Origin of the sequence: Pseudonocardia sp. KRD291 (genome assembly GCF_019263595.1) — a bacterium.
Classification (GTDB): Bacteria; Actinomycetota; Actinomycetes; order Mycobacteriales; family Pseudonocardiaceae; genus Pseudonocardia.
The window spans coordinates 17,128-33,875 of record NZ_JADQDD010000027.1; the positions used below are offsets into that span (position 1 = coordinate 17,128).

At 70.9% G+C, this 16,748-nt stretch carries 18 protein-coding genes and 1 pseudogene; 6 read left to right on the forward strand and 13 right to left on the reverse strand.

Translation table 11 applies throughout. The features are described 5' to 3' along the window. Positions 1-209: 209 nt before the first annotated feature. Positions 210-1,148: a CPBP family intramembrane glutamic endopeptidase gene (locus tag I4I78_RS06555; protein WP_218610295.1), complete on the forward strand. Its 939-nt coding sequence runs from the start codon at positions 210-212 to the stop codon at positions 1,146-1,148. Between the two features lie 27 nt (positions 1,149-1,175). Here I4I78_RS06555 and I4I78_RS06560 read toward each other — a convergent pair whose 3' ends face one another. The 8 genes from I4I78_RS06560 to I4I78_RS06590 form a co-directional block, all read right to left on the reverse strand. Beyond that, positions 1,176-1,850, reverse strand: coding sequence for a response regulator transcription factor (locus I4I78_RS06560; RefSeq protein WP_218610296.1), 675 nt, complete (start codon positions 1,848-1,850; stop codon positions 1,176-1,178). Continuing rightward, complete coding sequence (locus I4I78_RS33700) at positions 1,847-3,073, reverse strand: histidine kinase (protein WP_218610297.1); 1,227 nt, start codon at positions 3,071-3,073, stop codon at positions 1,847-1,849. Before I4I78_RS33700 ends, I4I78_RS06560 begins: the two co-directional genes overlap by 4 nt. A 191-nt stretch (positions 3,074-3,264) precedes the next feature. After that, positions 3,265-3,396, reverse strand: coding sequence for a hypothetical protein (locus tag I4I78_RS33355; RefSeq protein WP_255567080.1), 132 nt, complete (start codon positions 3,394-3,396; stop codon positions 3,265-3,267). Continuing rightward, positions 3,393-3,827: a low molecular weight phosphatase family protein gene (locus I4I78_RS06570; RefSeq protein ID WP_218610298.1), complete on the reverse strand. Its 435-nt coding sequence runs from the start codon at positions 3,825-3,827 to the stop codon at positions 3,393-3,395. The genes I4I78_RS33355 and I4I78_RS06570 overlap by 4 nt, the downstream gene beginning before the upstream one ends. Next, positions 3,824-4,186, reverse strand: coding sequence for an arsenate reductase ArsC (locus I4I78_RS06575; protein ID WP_218610299.1), 363 nt, complete (start codon positions 4,184-4,186; stop codon positions 3,824-3,826). The genes I4I78_RS06570 and I4I78_RS06575 overlap by 4 nt, the downstream gene beginning before the upstream one ends. 197 nt (positions 4,187-4,383) lie before the next feature. Further along, positions 4,384-5,505 carry an ACR3 family arsenite efflux transporter gene (gene arsB / locus I4I78_RS06580; protein ID WP_218610300.1) on the reverse strand — a complete coding sequence of 374 codons (1,122 nt, stop codon included), beginning with the start codon at positions 5,503-5,505 and terminating at the stop codon, positions 4,384-4,386. After that, positions 5,502-5,918: a helix-turn-helix transcriptional regulator gene (locus I4I78_RS06585; protein WP_218610301.1), complete on the reverse strand. Its 417-nt coding sequence runs from the start codon at positions 5,916-5,918 to the stop codon at positions 5,502-5,504. Before I4I78_RS06585 ends, arsB begins: the two co-directional genes overlap by 4 nt. A 110-nt stretch (positions 5,919-6,028) precedes the next feature. After that, entirely contained in the window at positions 6,029-6,757 is a 729-nt protein-coding gene (locus I4I78_RS06590) for an MFS transporter (RefSeq protein WP_226379221.1), read from the reverse strand. Between I4I78_RS06590 and I4I78_RS06595 the strand changes: the two genes are divergently transcribed. The 3 genes and pseudogenes from I4I78_RS06595 (at position 6,730) to I4I78_RS34190 (ending at position 9,664) form a co-directional block, all read left to right on the forward strand. Then, the gene (locus tag I4I78_RS06595) at positions 6,730-7,323 is read left to right on the forward strand and encodes a TetR family transcriptional regulator C-terminal domain-containing protein (RefSeq protein ID WP_308251936.1); all 594 of its coding nucleotides are present in this window, start codon (positions 6,730-6,732) and stop codon (positions 7,321-7,323) included. The genes I4I78_RS06590 and I4I78_RS06595 overlap by 28 nt on opposite strands. A gap of 304 nt (positions 7,324-7,627) precedes the next feature. Next, positions 7,628-9,112, forward strand: a pseudogene (locus I4I78_RS06600) (SulP family inorganic anion transporter); the annotation flags it as partial. Next, entirely contained in the window at positions 9,101-9,664 is a 564-nt protein-coding gene (locus I4I78_RS34190) for a MerR family transcriptional regulator (RefSeq protein WP_374225848.1), read from the forward strand. The pseudogene I4I78_RS06600 and the gene I4I78_RS34190, both read left to right, overlap by 12 nt. A gap of 49 nt (positions 9,665-9,713) precedes the next feature. On the opposite strand, the gene I4I78_RS06605 is transcribed toward I4I78_RS34190, so the two are convergent. Beyond that, positions 9,714-9,998 (reverse strand): DUF2795 domain-containing protein, encoded by a 285-nt coding sequence (locus tag I4I78_RS06605; protein ID WP_218610305.1) that lies wholly within the window; start codon positions 9,996-9,998, stop codon positions 9,714-9,716. Beyond that, entirely contained in the window at positions 9,998-10,582 is a 585-nt protein-coding gene (rfbC, locus tag I4I78_RS06610; RefSeq protein ID WP_218610306.1) for a dTDP-4-dehydrorhamnose 3,5-epimerase, read from the reverse strand. Before rfbC ends, I4I78_RS06605 begins: the two co-directional genes overlap by 1 nt. Before the next feature lie 685 nt (positions 10,583-11,267). Between rfbC and I4I78_RS06615 the strand changes: the two genes are divergently transcribed. After that, positions 11,268-12,344, forward strand: a complete 1,077-nt coding sequence (locus I4I78_RS06615) for an acyltransferase (protein WP_218610307.1) — start codon at positions 11,268-11,270, stop codon at positions 12,342-12,344. 96 nt (positions 12,345-12,440) lie between these two features. Here I4I78_RS06615 and I4I78_RS06620 read toward each other — a convergent pair whose 3' ends face one another. Both I4I78_RS06620 and I4I78_RS06625 read right to left on the reverse strand, forming a co-directional pair. Beyond that, on the reverse strand, positions 12,441-13,700 hold the full coding sequence (locus tag I4I78_RS06620) for an MFS transporter (protein WP_218610310.1): 1,260 nt from the start codon (positions 13,698-13,700) through the stop codon (positions 12,441-12,443). A gap of 39 nt (positions 13,701-13,739) precedes the next feature. Further along, positions 13,740-15,092, reverse strand: a complete 1,353-nt coding sequence (locus I4I78_RS06625) for an FAD-dependent oxidoreductase (RefSeq protein WP_218610311.1) — start codon at positions 15,090-15,092, stop codon at positions 13,740-13,742. A 94-nt stretch (positions 15,093-15,186) separates the two neighbouring features. On the opposite strand from I4I78_RS06625, the gene I4I78_RS06630 reads away from it, so the two are divergent. After that, positions 15,187-16,056 carry a GNAT family N-acetyltransferase gene (locus I4I78_RS06630; RefSeq protein WP_218610308.1) on the forward strand — a complete coding sequence of 290 codons (870 nt, stop codon included), beginning with the start codon at positions 15,187-15,189 and terminating at the stop codon, positions 16,054-16,056. Between the two features lie 16 nt (positions 16,057-16,072). On the opposite strand, the gene I4I78_RS06635 is transcribed toward I4I78_RS06630, so the two are convergent. After that, positions 16,073-16,748 (reverse strand): APC family permease (locus I4I78_RS06635; protein ID WP_218610309.1); only part of this gene is annotated, 676 nt, incomplete at its 5' end.

Consider the following 16,748-nt stretch of genomic DNA (forward strand, 5'->3'; position numbering starts at 1 on the left):
GGTGTCCCCGACGGCCCGCTCGAGATCGGCCAACAGCACGACCACCTGGTGCGCGAGCCCACCGCGACGACGTCGACCGGCGCTTCCCCGGACTCCTGCAGGCCGCCCTACGGCACAGCTGACCCGGGATCTGCATCCTTCGATGGCATCGGGGACCTTCGATCCTCCGCATCTCGTGACCGGGGCCCGCCGAATCCAGACTTCGTGCCATGACGCTCTCGGACGGATACCGGCAACAGCCCATCCTCGGCAGCCGGCCCGGTGGCCCGGCACGGTCGCCGGTGCGGGGCGGGGGTGTGCTCGCCGCCGTGCGGCGCCACCCGCTGCTCAGCTTCTTCCTGCTCGCCAACGCGATGAGCTGGCTGGCCTGGATCCCCTACATCCTGTCGCAGAACGGGCTCGGGGTCTGGGACTACCGGTTCCCCGACCTCCTGGGTACCAGCCAGCTCCTCGGGGTGCTGCCCGGGGCCTACCTCGGGCCGATCGCGTCCGCACTGCTGGTCACCGCCATCGCGGACGGGCGCCCCGGGTTGCGGCGCTGGGCCGGGCGGATGTGGCGCTGGCGGGTCCGATGGCACTGGTACGCGATCGCCCTGCTCGGTGTCCCCGCGGCCATGCTGGCCACCGGGTACGCGTTCTCCGGCGGGCAGGTGAGTGCCCCCTCGATGCTCGCGGTCGCCGCCTACGTCCCCGGACTGCTCCTGCAGATGGTGACGACCGGTCTCGCCGAGGAGCCGGGCTGGCGGGACTTCGCGCTGCCCCGCCTGCAGCACCGCTTCGGGCCGCTGACCGGCTCGATGATCCTGGGCCCGATCTGGGCGGTCTGGCACATGCCGCTGTTCCTCACCGACTGGGGCGGCTTCCCGGACGCGGACTGGACCCGCCCGGTGTCCTTCGCCGTGTTCTGCATCGCTTTCAACATCATCATGACCTGGGTGTTCAACCGGACCGGGGAAAGCCTGCCGCTGTCGATGCTGACACACGTCAGCGTGAACAACTTCGCCTCGATCGTCTGGGCGGAGATGTTCCCGACGATCGACTCCAACCAGGCGATGCAGGCGATGGCGGCCGGTGCGGTCGTCGCCGGTCTGGCGGTGCTGCTCGGAACCCGCGGACGGCTCGGCTATACGGCGCCCCGCGAGACGTGAGCGCGGTTCCCGGGACGGGCTCCGACCTCAGGCGCCCGGCCCGGGAACCTCGACGACGTGGTTCTGGTATGCCCAGACGGCGGCCTGCAGCCGGGACTGCACGCCGATCTTGGGCAGCATCCGTGCCAGGTGCGACTTCACCGTCGAGAGCTCGACGACCAGGGTGCCCGCGATGTCGTCGTTCGACATGCCCTGGGCGAGCAGCAGCAGGATCTCGTGCTCGCGCGGGGTGAGCAGGTCCTCGGCGCGCCGGCCGGTCACCGGCTGCAGGCGACGGCGGTGGACGAACTCCCGCATGATCCGGCGGGTGAGCGTCTGGTCGATGGTGCCCTGGCCGGCAGCGACCTGGCGGACGGCCGTCACGATGGCCTCCGGTGGCGCGTCCTTGAGCAGGAATCCCGACGCCCCGGCCTCCAGCGCGCCGAAGACGTAGTCGTCGAGGTCGAAGGTCGTCAGCACCAGTACCGGCACCTGCGGGACGGCGTCCGGGGCGCAGAGCTCGCGCGCCACCTCGATGCCGCTGCGGCCGGGCATCCGGATGTCGAGGCAGGCGACGTCGGGCACCAGGTCGCGGGCCATCGCCAGCGCCTCGTCCCCGTCGCGGGCCACGCCGGCCACCTCGATGTCGGTCTCGGCGCCCAGCAACGCCGACAGGCCGGCGCGTACCAGATGCTGGTCGTCGGCGATGAGCACGCGGATCATGCAGAGTCCTCCGGGAGCGGCGCGGGCGCGCGGGTCGTGTCGATCGTGTCGTCGACCGGGAGGCTCAGACGAACCTCCCAGCCACCGTCCGGGATGGCCCCGTAGACGAGGTCGGCACCCACCAGCTGCGCCCGCTCGGCCATACCGACCAGCCCGAACCCGCCGCCGGGGCCGGGGTCGGGTCCGGTGGGGACACCGTTGCGCACGGTGATCGTGAGCCGGCGACCGTGCTGCTCGCCGATCTCGACCACACACCGAGCACCCGGGGCGTGCGCCGCCGCGTTGGCCAGCGACTCCTGCACCATCCGGTAGGCGACGAGGTGTGCGAGGGGGCCCACGCCCGCACCGGACCCGGAGCCGTCCGCGGGCATGACGAGGTCGATCTCGGCCCCCGCCGCCCGGCGGGTCGCCACGAGCGCGGACACCGCGGCGACGGTCTCCACCGGCCGGGCCGCATCGGCCTCCTCGCGCAGCAGGCCGACCAGCCGCCGCAGATCGTCGAGGACGGCGCGGCTCTGCTCGCGGATCTGGCGCGCCGAACCCTTCGCCGCGGCGGGGTCGGAGTCGATCTGGCGGTCCATCGCCGCGGCCATCAGCGCGATACCGGACATGTGGTGCGCGGCGATGTCGTGCAACTCCCGTGACATCGCCACGCGCTGCTGCGACACGGCGGCCTGCAGCAGTGCGTCCTGTTCCCGGCGCAACGCCTGCACCTCGTACCGGCGGGCGTCGTCGGCGTCGCGCTGCGCGGCGATCACGAGTCCGAGCAGCAGAGGAAACCCGACAACGATCACCGCCTGCAGCAGCGACGTGACCGCGCCGGCAGCGCTCGGTCCGCTGGTCCGGGCCTCGTTGGCGAACTGACCGGCCGCCAGCAACAGCGCGGTGCTCGCCAGCGCGACCCACAACCGGCGGCGCGGCGGCCGGGCGACGACGGCGAGGAAGACCCCGGCCATCTCGGCGACGACGGTGACGGTGAAAACCACGCCCGGCGCGACCCAGACCAGCACCAGCGGGAGCGCAGCCAGCGCCGGCACGGCCGTCGTGGGGAACCTGGCCACCCAGGCCACGCCGACCGCCTGCAGCACCAGCACCGCGACCACCGTCCACCAGGTGGCTTCGCCCGGGCCCGGTACGGCTCCCAGTGTCGGGTCCGCGGCCGTGGCGGACGGCAGGACGAGCAGCAGCGCGATCGAGACCAGCCCGCACACGGTCGCCGTCACCGGGTGCAGCGGGGCGGACCGCTGGGATGGCCGGACGGGTCGGGACACGGTCCTCCGCGGTGCTGCTCGTCGGTCGACGCCGAGGTGGCTCGTCAGCATCATCCGGTACGGCGCCGAACCACCGCGCACCGCCCGGCCGTGGGATCACCTCGGAGGCTCGGGCGGTGTGCTCGTCGAGGGGACTGTCGAGATCACGACTCGTCGGGCTGCAGGTGCGTCGACTCGTCGTGCCGGTGCCAGGCGCCGGTCGGGGCGCCGAGGACCGAGCCCGCGGTCGCCGCCGCGCCCCGCGCGGGCCGATCGGGCTGGTTCGTGCTCGTCATCGGTCGACGGAGGCCAGCTCTGCGATCAGGGTGGAGACGCGGACGGAGATGTCGTCGCGGAGCAGGCGCATGCGTTCGATTCCGTCGATGCCGCGTTCGGAGGGTTCGTCGGTGTCCCAGTTCTGCACGGGCGTCCCGGCCGGTGCGTCGACGTGTGCTTCCCGGCCGAGAGTGACGACCAGGTCGACCTCGTCGAGCAGGGCGGGGTGGATCGGCTTCGGTGACTCGCCGCTGATGTCGACTCCGACCTCGGCCAGTGTCTCGGCGGACAGGGCGTTGATCGTCGTGCCCGGGTCGGTCCCGGCGGAGTGTGCGGTGATCCGGCCGTGGGCTGCGTGGCGCATGAGCCCGGCGGCCATCTGGGACTTCCCACCGTTGCGGACGCAGACGAACAGCACCGACGGCGCCCTGGTGTGGTCGGTGGTGGTCATCGGCTGGTGCTCTCGGTGCTGGTCAGGTCGGCGAGCAGCGTCCGGACGCGGGCGTCGATATCGTCGCGGACGGCTCGGACCTCGTCGGCGGGTCGGCCGGCGGGGTCGGTGAGGTCCCAGTCGAGGTAGCGCTTGCCGGGGAAGACCGGGCAGGCGTCGCCGCAGCCCATGGTGATCACGGCGTCGGCGGCCTGGACGACCTCGTCGGTCCAGGGCTTGGGGAACTCGCCGCTGATGTCGATGCCGACCTCGGCCATCGCCGCGACCGCGGCGGGGCTGATCGCGCTGCTGGGGATCGAGCCGCCCGACCAGCCGACCGCGGTCTCGCCGGTGAGCGCGGTGAAGAACCCGAGCGCCATCTGGGAACGGCCGGCGTTGTGGGTGCACAGAACAGCACCACCGGCCTGCTGTCGACGCTCTTGCCCTCGACCTTGGCCAGCGCACGCAGGCGCTGGCGGTGCTGGTCGATGGACAGGGTGTCGCGGTGCCACGTGCTGGTCATGGCGTGCTTCTTCCTCGAAGGACAGCAGGAGGGCGTGCGGGTCGGGCAGGACGGTCAGGATCGGAGATCGTGGTTCGCTGCGGGGGCCGAGGGCGTCGGGAACAGCCGCCGGCGCAGCCACAGCGAGACATAGACCAGCGCGACGAGGACGGGCACCTCGATCAGGGGCCCGACGACACCGGCCAGGGCCTGCCCGGAGGTCGCGCCGAAGGTGGCGATCGCGACGGCGATGGCGAGCTCGAAGTTGTTGCCCGCGGCGGTGAAGGCCAGCGTGGTGGTGCGTTCATAGCCGAGACCGACGCCGCGGCCCAACGCGTAGGAACCCGCCCACATGATCGCGAAGTAGGCCAGCAGCGGCAGCGCGATCCGGACGACGTCGAGGGGCTGGCCGGTGATCTGGCGGCCCTGCAGCGCGAACAGCAGCACGATCGTGAACAGCAGCCCGTAGAGCGCCAGCGGCCCGATCTTCGGCAGGAACTTCGACTCGTACCACTCGCGACCCTTTGCCTTCTCCCCCAGCGTGCGGGTGAGGAAACCGGCCACGAGCGGGACGCCGAGGAAGACGAGCACGGACCCGACGATCGTCCAGGTGGAGATGTTCAGGTCCGCCACGGGCAGACCGAGCCGGCCGGGCAGGACCGAGAGGTAGAACCAGCCGAGCAACCCGAACGCGACGACCTGGAACACCGAGTTCAGCGCCACCAGGACGGCGGCGGCCTCGCGGTCACCGCAGGCGAGGTCGTTCCAGATGATGACCATGGCGATGCAGCGCGCCAGCCCGACGATGATCAGGCCCGTCCGGTACTCGGGCAGGTCGGGCAGCAGCAGCCAGGCGAGGGCGAACATCAGCGCCGGACCCAGGACCCAGTTCAACACCAGCGAGGAGATCAGCAGGCGCTTGTCGCCGGTGACGGAGTCGAGGCGGTCGTAGCGGACCTTGGCCAGAACCGGGTACATCATCACCAGCAGCCCGATCGCGATCGGTACCGACGTGCCGTTGATGGCGATCGCGTTCAACGCCGGCGCCAGACCGGGGATCAGGCGCCCGAGCAGCAGCCCGACGGCCATCGCGACGACGATCCAGACCGGTAGGAACCGGTCCAGGGTCGAGAGCTTCGCGACGATCCCCGCTTCACCGGGATCGGTCGCGGTGCGGGACGGGTTCTCGGTGCTCATGTCCCGACCACCGCATCTCCCTGCGCGGGCGCGGGAATCGACAGCTCGGACACGGTCGCCGGTGTGAGCACCTCGGACAGGCGGCCCAGAGCCTCGGGCAGCACCCGGTAGTAGACCCAGGTCCCCCGGCGCTCGCCGGTGATCAGCCCTGCCTCGCGCAGCACCTTGAGGTGGTGCGAGATCGTCGGGCCGGTCAGCTCGAACACATCGGTCAGGTCGCAGACACACGCCTCGCCGCCTGCGTGCGAGGCGATCAGCGACAGCAGCCGCAGACGCACCGGGTCACCCATCGCCTTGAAAACCCGCGACAACTCTGCGGCCCGGGACTCGTCCAACGGCTCCCCGACCAGCGGTGACCAGCACTCCTGCACGCTGGTCAGACCGAGGTCGACCCGCCCATCTTGCTTCGACATACGTCTATATTTACATGGGTCGAATCAGCCGGGCAAGTTCGTCTCGAGCGTCGGGACCATGTGGTCTTCCGCGGTCGGCCCCGGCGGGGTGACCGCGCTCGACCACCCGCTTACTGCGCCGCGGGATCGTGACCCCCTGGTGCGGGTAGTGCGGCAGCAAGAACCGCGACGACGGCGAGCAGACCCGCCATCGTCGTGAACGCGACCGAGAACCCGGCTGTCAAACCGACAGGGTCCGCGGTCAGGCCCATGCCGGTGGCGCCGCCGCCGGCGACCGTGAGGAGCGCAGCCAGCCCGAGAGCACCGCCGACCTGCTTGGTGGTGTTCATCAGTCCGGATGCAGCGCCGGCGTCGTCGCGAGTGATTCCGGAGGTAACCAGGGTCGTCAGCGGAGTGTTGAGTAGCCCGCCACCGACAGCGATGGCGATTGCGGGTCCGAGGATCGCGGTCAGGTATGTATCGGTGACATCGATTCGACTCTGCCACCAGAACCCGGCTGCAGCGATCAGGCATCCGGTAGCGAGCAGGGTCCGCGCGGGCATTCGGTTCATCAGTCGGGGGGCAAGCAAAGCGCCGACCGCGACGGTGATCGCTGTGTGGGGAAGGAATCCCAGCCCGGTCGCCAACGCGGACAGGCCGAGCCCCTGTTGCATGTAGAGCGACAGGAAGTACCACATCGGCATCAGGCATACCCCGACCAACAGCATCGCGAGGTTGCCGACGGTGATCGCGCGCAGACGGAACAACCGCAACGGAACCAGAGGGTGTCGCGACCACCGACCTTCGACGGCGACGAACACCGCCGCACCGAGTGCGACGGCGCGAGCTGATCGATGCAGTTCTTGCTGTCGCCGCGACGCGGGGGGTGCCGGCGGTCTCGCAGACCAGCGTCGCCGCCGCGGCCGGCGTGTCCGCCGGGCGAGTGCAGCACTACTTCTCGACCATGGCCGACCTTCTCGGCGCGGCATTCGATCACGTCAACGCGATCAGCAGTGCTCGCATCAGCGTGGCAGTCGGCGGCGACCTCGAGAACGCACCACCGCGACGAGTCCTCGAAGTGGTGCTTACCGAGCTCATCCCGCACGACGAGCCCAGTCGTGCGCACCTGCAGTTCCGACAGTCCTTCACTGCACTGGCCCTGCACCACGAGGACATCGCCGCCCGACTGCGAGGCCAGTACCGCCAGCTGCACCATCACGACCTCGCTGCACTGGTCCGACGCGACCAGGAGGCCGGCCTCATCGCTTCCGCCACGAATCCGGAATCCGCAGCAACCAGCCTGGCCGCACTAGCCGAAGGCCTGGCCTACTACGTGCTCATCGGCGTGGTCGAAGCCGCCGATGCGCGAGTTCAGGTACTGGACGCCCTGGCTCAGCTGTACCAGCCGAGCACTGTCGAGGACTGACCACCGAGCCATCATCGCCGTCGCCGCACGGAGCTACACCGTGCTACCGGTGGAGGAGCGGCGCGGACAGATGACGCCGCCCCGCCGCTCCCCCTTCGACAGGTTGGGTCTTCATCCTCGACGACCCTTCCATTGCGGGAACGTCTGACTCAGGCACGATCAGGTCGAGTCGGACGGGTCAATGTGATGAGCACGACTTCGCGCCGGTATCGGCTCGGCCATACCTTTACGTGACGTTAGGGTTGGTCGACCGGAAGCTCCGTGTGGTGCGACCGGATTCATGCTCCCCCTCTGGAAAGTCGAGATGCCCGTTCCCACCCTGCCCAAGCTCCGACCATCACGCCCCACCTGGTTGACGCCGCGCATCCTGCGCACCGAGGTACTCGCCGGCCTCGTGGTCGCGCTCGCCCTCATCCCGGAGGCGATCTCGTTCTCGATCATCGCCGGGGTCGACCCGCGTGTCGGGCTGTTCGCCTCCTTCACCATGGCCGTCACCATCTCCCTCACCGGCGGTCGCAAGGCGATGATCTCCGCCGCGACCGGCGCGATCGCCCTGGTCGTCGCGCCGCTCTCGCGTGAGTACGGCCTGGACTACCTCATCGCCGCCGTCCTGCTCGGCGGAGTCCTGCAGATCGTGTTCGCGCTGCTGGGCGTGGCGCGCCTGATGCGCTTCCTGCCGCGCATGGTGATGGTCGGGTTCGTCAACGCCCTGGCCATCCTGATCTTCACCGCGCAACTGCCGTATCTCGTCGACGTGCCGTGGGCGGTCTACCCACTGCTTGCTGCAGGCTTGGCGATCATGGTCGGCCTACCCCGTCTCACCCGGACGATCCCGGCGCCGCTGGTGGCCATCGCCGGACTGACGGCGTTCACCGCCCTGCTCGGCATCGCCGTGCCCACGGTCGGCGACCAGGGAGCCTTACCGGACAGCCTCCCCGTCCTCGGACTCCCGACCGTCCCGCTGACCTGGCAGACACTGACCCTCATCGGACCACCGGCACTGGCCATCGCGCTCGTCGGGCTGATTGAGTCGCTGATGACCGCCAAGCTCGTCGACGAGGTCACCGACACCCACTCCGACAAGACCCGCGAGTCCTGGGGCCAAGGCGTCGCCAACATTGTGACCGGCCTGTTCGGCGGCATGGGCGGCTGCGCCATGATCGGCCAGACGATGATCAACGTGAAGTCCGGGGCCCGCACCCGGCTCTCCACGTTCCTCGCCGGACTGTTCCTGCTGATCCTCGTGGTCTCACTGGGCCCGATCGTCGCCGCCATCCCGATGGCCGCCCTGGTCGGAGTCATGATCATGGTGGCCGTCGGGACGTTCGACTGGCACAGCATCCACCCGGCCACGCTCCGACGCCTGCCCACCAGCGAGAACCTTGTCATGATCGCGACCGTGGCGGTCACCGTGACCACGCACAATCTCGCCTACGGAGTCGGTGTCGGAGTACTCGTGGCGATGGTGCTGTTCGCCCGCCGCGTCGCGCACCTGGTGGAGGTGACCGGAACCGTCGATCCGGACGGGACCAGGAAGACCTACCGCGTCATCGGCCAGCTGTTCTTCGCCTCCAGCAACGACCTCGTCTTCCAGTTCGACTACGCCGACGACCCGGAACACGTTGTGATCGACCTGTCCGACGCCCACGTCTGGGACGCCTCCACCGTCGCCGCCCTCGACGCCATCACCACCAAGTACCGCGCGCACGGAATCGACGCGATCATCACCGGGATGAACGCGAACAGCCGAACCCGACACGAGGCACTCGCCGGACACCTGGGCGGGGCCCCTTGTCGGTGTGCACCCGTCGACATCCCGATCAAGCATGACACCGCTGTCGTAGAGTCGTGGGGCGGTCGCACGCCTGCCCCGGTCCCCGCACCGGTGCTGAACGGTGTGGCCGCCCGCGAGAGGAGTGGATGCCGGGTGCTGCAGATCGGGGAGGTCGCGACCCGGGTCGGGCTGTCGCTACGCACGATCCGCCACTGGGACGAGGTCGGACTGGTCGTCCCCTCCGCCCGTAGCACCGGCGGGTTCCGGCTCTACACCGAAGACGATGTCGAGCGTCTGCAGTTCATCAAGACCCTCAAGCCGCTGGACCTGAGCCTGGACCAGATCAAGGACCTGGTCTCGGTCATGGACGCGGCCCGCGCCGCCGGGGACTCCGAGACGGCCGACGACCTGCGTGGGCGGCTGGGCATGTACCGGGCCGCGGCCGAGGCCCGGATCGAGGCACTGCGGGCCCAGGTCCAGGGCATGGAGGCGCTCTCCCGCGAGCTCAAGTCGCTCGCGGAACGGCGGGAGACCCTGCCCTCGTCGCGAGCCGTCGACCGCCGGTGACGCCGGCCGACCCCTGCGGTCCGGCCCATGCTTTCCGACCCACCGCGGTCTAACCCGCTGTCCGGTCGCCCGACGGCGGGCGGGACGCCTCGTCGGCGGCCGAGAGGTCCTCCGGCACATCGAGGTACCGCCACAGCTCGCAGACCTGGGCCAACGTCACGTCGGGGAGGCATTCGAGCACGGCGATCAGCGCCGGGCGGCCACCCTCCGCCCGCGCGGCACGGATCAGAGCCTCCCGCCCGACGGGGGCGCCCACGAACAGGTCGCCGACGAAGTCGAGTACCTCGATCCGGGTCACCGGGACGTCGGCCGGGTCCGGTTCGGAGGTGACCACTACCGCGTCCACTCCGACGACGGCCACACGGGTTGGTGGGCGCGTAGCCCTTCTCGGACGGCACGCCAGTGGGGAGCAGCGGCATCACGTTCGCTCACCGTGCTCACCGGCAGCGGCCATCGGACTGCAAGGTCCGGGTCGTTCCAACGTACGGAGACGTTCTCCGAGGGGTCGTGCTCGGCGTCGATGCGATAGCAGGCGTCGGCGACCTCGGTCAGCGCCTGGAACCCGTGGAGCAGACCGCGCGGGATGTAGAGCGACCGCAGATCGACGTCGTCGAGGCGGAAGGAGTCCCACTGGCCGAACGTCGGAGACGTCGGCCGTGCGTCGACCACCACGTCATAGATCGCCCCGGAGGCGCACCGGACCAGCTTCGCCTCCCCACGTCCGGAGCGACCGTGCAGACCACGCACGACACCCTTCCAGCTACGCGATTGCGAGTCCTGCACGAAGTCCCGGGACGAAACGCCCGCCGCGCCCAGCGACGCGGCATCCGAGGTCCGGGTGAACCAACCGCGCTCGTCGGCATGCGGGGTCGGCGTCAGAATCAGGACCCCGTGCAGCCGGGTGGGCTCCACATTCACCGGGCTACGAGCCTCCTTGAAGTCGCGACACGTCTGACGAATGACTACGCGAGGACCCCAAGACCGCACTCGCCCGGAGCGTCGGCAGGAGCGAAACGGGTAGAGCCGCACGGGGCCTCGCTCCGCACTCAAGATCGGACACTACCTTTCCGCCCGGAGAGGGTTACGTCGACTTCGTCACCGGTGGCCCGGTCTCACCAGGTCGGTCATGGATAGGTGGCCAGCGTCTGAGGCGGCCTACCGCTTGCGACGTACTGGACCTCAGCCCGCCCGCCGGCATCGGCTATGGCACGAGCCTCACGATGGGCCACACCTGCGTCGGTGATCTCGATTGTGCCGCGCTGGGCGCTGCCCCGCCTCGTGAACACCACACGGTACGGATGTGGCTCCGACGGGCGTTCCGCCATGTCAGCAGCCCCTCCCTGGATCCCGCAGTCCCGGACGGTCCGCCGACCGCATAGAGCCGACCGGAGCACCTCCGGCACCGAGCCGGGTCACTGGGTGCCCGTTCGACGACCGCGTGTCCCTACCGGACCAACCGCGCCATCGAGGTCTCACCTGCCGCCTCTACGGCCTCTCAGTCGAACCACAGCAACTCTACTTTAACGTGAGGATAGAGCTCCCTGCGCCGGCAGCTTCTCGACCCGTCAGGGCCGGCGCCCAGTTACCAGACGGGAGGGCAGCCATGTCGTCGCTGCGCACCAGGTTCGACCCCAGGCAGAACAGCTTCGACGTTCTACGACTGCTGTTCGCCCTGTTGGTGGCGATGAGTCACGGAGTCGCGATCCGCACCGGGCACCAGGCTCAGTGGGGGCGATCCACCCTGGGCGATTTCGGGCTGGACGGCTTCTTCATCCTCAGCGGCTTCCTCGTCACCCGCAGCTGGCTGACGCTGGACTCGTTCCCACGGTTCGCGTGGCACCGGTTCCTCCGGATCATGCCGGGCTTCTGGATGTGTCTCCTGCTCACAGCACTGGTCGTGGCGCCGATCGCCGCATGGGCACAAGGCATGCCCTCGACCACCCCGTTCACCGGCGCCCCGTCCGCCCTGCGCTACCTGTTCGGCAACTCCGCGCTGCTGATCGTCCAGTACGACATCGCCGGCATCCTCGCCGACACCCCGCAGGGGGCCAGCTTCAACGGCGCACTCTGGACCCTGTTCTTCGAGGCCTTCTGCTACGTCATCATCGCCGGGCTCGGCGTGCTCGGAGTTCTCCGCAACCGGCGGATCGTCGTCCCCGTGATGCTCGGAGTGCTGGCCGTCCTGACGATCCTGCAGGAGGCCGGGCTACCGGTCCTTGTCAACGACCGGATCCTGCGGCTGACCTTCGTGTTCCTACTCGGCGCAGCGGCGTATCTCTACGCCGACCGGCTTCCGATGCGGACCGACCTGGCCGTGGCGTCGGCCGGCATCTTCCTGCTCAGCGTGAGCATGTTCGAGGACTACCGGGTCCTCGGCGCCGCACCTCTGGCGTACCTGTTCATCTGGTTCGGGACATGCTTCCGGTGGCCGTGGTCCATCCGCACGGACCTGTCCTACGGCATGTACATCTACCACTGGCCCACCATGCAGCTCCTGGTGCTGACGGGCGTCGGCACAGTCGCCGTCCCTTCGTTCCTGCTGATCGGACTGGGTATCACCGCGGCGATGGCGCTGCTGTCGTGGCTTCTGGTCGAGCGACCGGCCCTGCGGCGCAAGCACAGCACGATCCCCGACCGAGTCGCCGAGGCAACACGCGGGGGGAGATCGCGTTCCCGCTGAGACCGGCTGGTCAACCGACGGGAGCTCCTCGGCGGCTTCGTCAGTGCTGCGCAAGTCGACTCACGGACGACATCTCCGAAGAGAGTCATCTGACTGTCAGCGACCAGCGCTCGGCGCCCGCCCTCGGCCAGCGGGTACGGACCCGAGAGCGAGGACGGTCGCCACGACCGCGGCGCCGGCGAGCAGTATGAACACCGGTGGATAGCCGCCGAGCAGTTCGGCGAGCGCGCTGCCGGCCCAGGGCGAGACGGCGACGGCGAGCATCGACGGCGCGGAGATCAGCCCGTTGAGTCGGCCGTAGAACCGCGGGTGCCAGCGGTCGGACAGGGCGGTGGCCTGTAGCAGTGTGAAAACACCGCGCGCGGCGCCGGCCAGCATGGCTGCGACGATCAGCGCCCACGGCGGCCCGGGCAGGACGGCGAGCAGCAGGGTGGTCGCGGCGAGCATGCCCAGGATCAGCACCGCTCGTCCGCGAACCCCGGAGCGGCGGGTGAGCCGGGTGTAGCCGAGCCGGCCCAGGACCTGCCCGACCCCGCCGAGCCCGAGCGCCCAGGCGGCCTGGCTGGTGGTGAGGCCGCGCTCGATGAGCAACGGGACCTGGTTGACGGTGACCGCGAACGCGGTGAACGCGCCCAGGAACAGCGCGGCGCCGAGCAGCAGGAACGCGTGGCTGCGCACGATCCGGGCGGGGTCATCGTCGGCGCCGTCCGCGATCCCGCCGGCGTTGTCGGTGTCGGGCTCGACCGGGTCCGGCCACGGGCCGCGCAGCCCGAACAGGTGGGCGGGGATGGTGACCGCGGCCAGGATCACGGCGAGAACGAGGTAGGTGCCGCGCCAGCCGAAATGGCCCAGCAGTGCCGCGGTCAACGGGGCGAACACGGTGCTGGCCAGACCGGCCACCAGCGTCAGCCCGGTCAGTGCGCGCACCCGGTCGCGGCCCCACCAGCGGGTCAGAGCGGCGAAGGCGGGCGGGTAGAACGTCGCGGCCTGAGCCACCCCGGCCAGCAGCCACGCGGCGACGAACCACGGCAGGGACCCGGCGGCAGCGATCGCCAGCGTGGCCGGGACCCCGATCACCGAACCGGCGGTCATCACCCAGCGGGGACCGTGCCGGTCGAGCAGACGACCGACCGGGATGCCGATCAGCGCCGACACGACCAGGCCGCCGGAGAACGCGGCGGTGATGGTGCTCAGCGACCAGCTCGTGTCAGCCGCGATCGACGGGGCCAACACGGGGAAGGCGTAGTAGAGCACACCCCAGCTGGTGATCTCGGTGACGCACAGGACCACCAGCACCCGCCACAGACCGCGCTGTGACAGGCCACCGGGCGGCAACGGCGAGCCGGAGCCCACCATCGCCGCCGGTGCGTCACGGTTGTCCGCCGTCAACTCCGATCAGGCTCCCGCGGCCGGCGCGCCCACGGTGAGCGGCTCGCTGGGTGTTGAGCAGCACCCGCTACCCGCCACGGTCTCCGCCGCCGAAGTGTCCTCGTCGAATAAGCCGGCCCCGCCGCAGACGCCGGTCTCGTTGAGCACCAGCTCGACCCGGGCCGCGGCCTCGTGGTCACCGGCCAGCTCGGCGGCGATCGAGCGCACCTGCTCGTACCCGGTGCGGGCCAGGAACGTCGGCGCGCGCCCGTAGCTCTTCATCCCGGCCAGGTAGACACCCGGTTCGGGCTGAGCCAGCTCGGCCGCGCCATGCGGATAGACAGTGCCGCAGGAGTGCACGTTGGGGTCGATCAGCGGCGCCAGCCGGGTCGGAGCCTGCAGCGTCGGGTCCAGGTCCAGACGGACCTCCGACAGCCAGCCCAGCTCGGGGCGGAACCCGGTCAGCACCACGACCTCCTCGACCGCCTCGACCCGGTGCCCGTCCTCGGACACCAACGTCCAGGCCGTGCCGCCGGCCTCGGGCTCGACCCGCTCGGTACGGAACCCGAACACCGGAGTCACCAGCCCGGCCGCGACCGCCTGTTCCGCGCGCTGGCCCAGCGCGCCGCGCGCCGGGAGCTGGTCGGTGTCACCGCCGCCGAACACCTGACCGAACCCGCCCCGGCGCAGCAGCCACGACACCCGCGTGCCGGGCTCGTCGCGCACCAGATCGGCGAACGAGGCCAGCGCGGTCAGCGCCGAGTGCCCGGACCCGGCGACGGCGACGTGCCGGCCTGCGTAGCGGGCCCGCTCGGCCGGGTCGGTCAGGTCCGGCACCCCGGCGCGGACCCGCTGCCCCGCGGCGCTCTCCCCGATCGCTGGGAGCCCGTCACCGCCGAGCGGGTTCGCCGACGTCCACGTCCCCGACGCGTCGATCACCGCCCTGGCGCCGACCCGCTCCTCCCCCGCTCCGGTGTCGATGTGCACGACCAGGGGCTCGGTCTCGCGTCCGGCGTCGACGACCCGGTCCCGTCCCCGGCGCGCCACACCGACCACCCGCGCACGGGTTCGCACGCGCTCGCCCAGCACATCGGCTAGCGGAGCCAGGTACCCGGCGGCCCACTCCGCCCCCGTCGGGTACGCGCCTCCGTCCGGGGCAGCCCAGCCGGTGGGCTCCAGCAGCCGCTGCGCGGCCGGGTCGACCAACCACTCCCACGGAGAGAACAACCGCACGTGGCCCCACTGCCGGACCGACGCCCCGGCCGAGTCACCGGCCTCGAGCACCAGCGGCTCCAGCCCGCGCTCCAGCAGCTCCGCCGCCGCAGCCAACCCCACCGGGCCGGCACCGACCACCACGACCGGCAACTCCCGCTGCACCATCTCCGCCTCCATCGACTCGGATCGATTAATGAGCCGGAATGTATCGACGCGCATCGATTGACGCAACCATCGATCCACGTCGATACTTGCTGCCATGAGCGTGTCCCCGCTACCGAGCCTCGCCGGCCCCGCCCACGACCAGGGCCAGCTCGACCCGGCCGACGCGGCCACCTACGCGGGCTGGTTCGCCTGCCTCGCCGAACCGGTCCGCGTCCGGCTCCTGCACGCCACCGCCACCGCCGCGGCACCGCTCTCGATCGGACGCCTCGCCGAGCTGACAGGCATCAGCCAGGCCACCTGCTCGCACCACGTGCGCAAGCTCGCCGACACCGGGTTCCTGCTGCTGCGCAAGGAGGGCACCACCACGCTGGTGTCGGTCAACCCCGCCTGCTGCACCGGCCTCCCGCACGCCGCCGACGCCGTCATGGGCATGCTCGGCCCCCGCCCCTGCTGCCCCGACGACGTCCCGGACGACGTCACCGTCCGCGCCATGACCGGCGCCGACTGGGACGACGTCCTGCGCATCTACGCCGAGGGCATCGCCACCGGGCACGCCACCTTCGAGACCTACGTCCCCGACCGCGCCGACCTCGACGCCGGGTGGCTGCCCGAGCACCGCTGGGTCGCCGAACTCGACGGCCAGGTGGTCGGTTGGACCGCCGCGCGCGCCACCTCGACCCGGCCCGTCTACCGCGGCGTCGCCGAGACCTCGATCTACGTCGCCGACGGTCACCGCCGACGCGGCATCGGACGCGCCCTGATCCGCCGACAGGTCTGCGCCGCCGACGACGCCGGCCTGTGGACCCTCCAGACCTCGATCTTCCCCGAGAACCGGGCCGGCATCGCCCTGCACCACACCGCCGGCTACCGCACCCTCGGCGTCCGCGAACGCATCGCGCAGCACCACGGGGTCTGGCGTGACACCGTTCTCCTGGAGCGACGACGCCCCTCCGAGCCGGACTGATCCGTCCGCACGTTCCTCAGCCGTCGGCCTGGCGATCGCCAGCGCTGCCGGGAACCAGACGCAGGAGCGCCCGGCCGACGACCCCGGCCGCCAGGACGCCGATCCCCGTCACCACCGTGGCGGCGGGCAGGCTGAACGCCAGAGCGAGACAGCCCAGCAGGCCCGTCACCGTGAGCGGGCGCAGCCACCACGGCCGGTCCGGCCCGTCGAGGGTGAACGCCGCGGCGTTGGCGACGGCGTAGTAGACCAGCACTGCGAAGCTGGAGAACCCGATCGCGCCGCGCACGTCGGCGACCAGCACGATCACGGCCACGACCGCGCCGAGGAGCAGCTCGGCGCGGTGCGGGACCCGGAACCGCGGGTGCACCGCGGCCAGCGCGCGGGGCAGCTCGCGGTCGCGGGCCATCGCCATCGTCGTGCGCCCGACCCCGGCCATCAACGACAGCAGCACCCCCGCCGACGCCACGGCGCCACCGACCCGCACCGCCGGGGCCAGGAACCCCAGCGATCCCGACCCCGCGACCGCGGCCAGCGGGGCAGACGCCGCGGCGAGCCCGGCCGGGCCGACCGTGAGCAGGGCCGTCACCGCCACCGTGGCGTACACGACGAGCACCAGCCCCAGTGCGAGCGAGATCGCCCGCGGGATCGTCGTCGCCGGGTCACGGACCTCCCCGCCGAGGGTGGCGATCCGC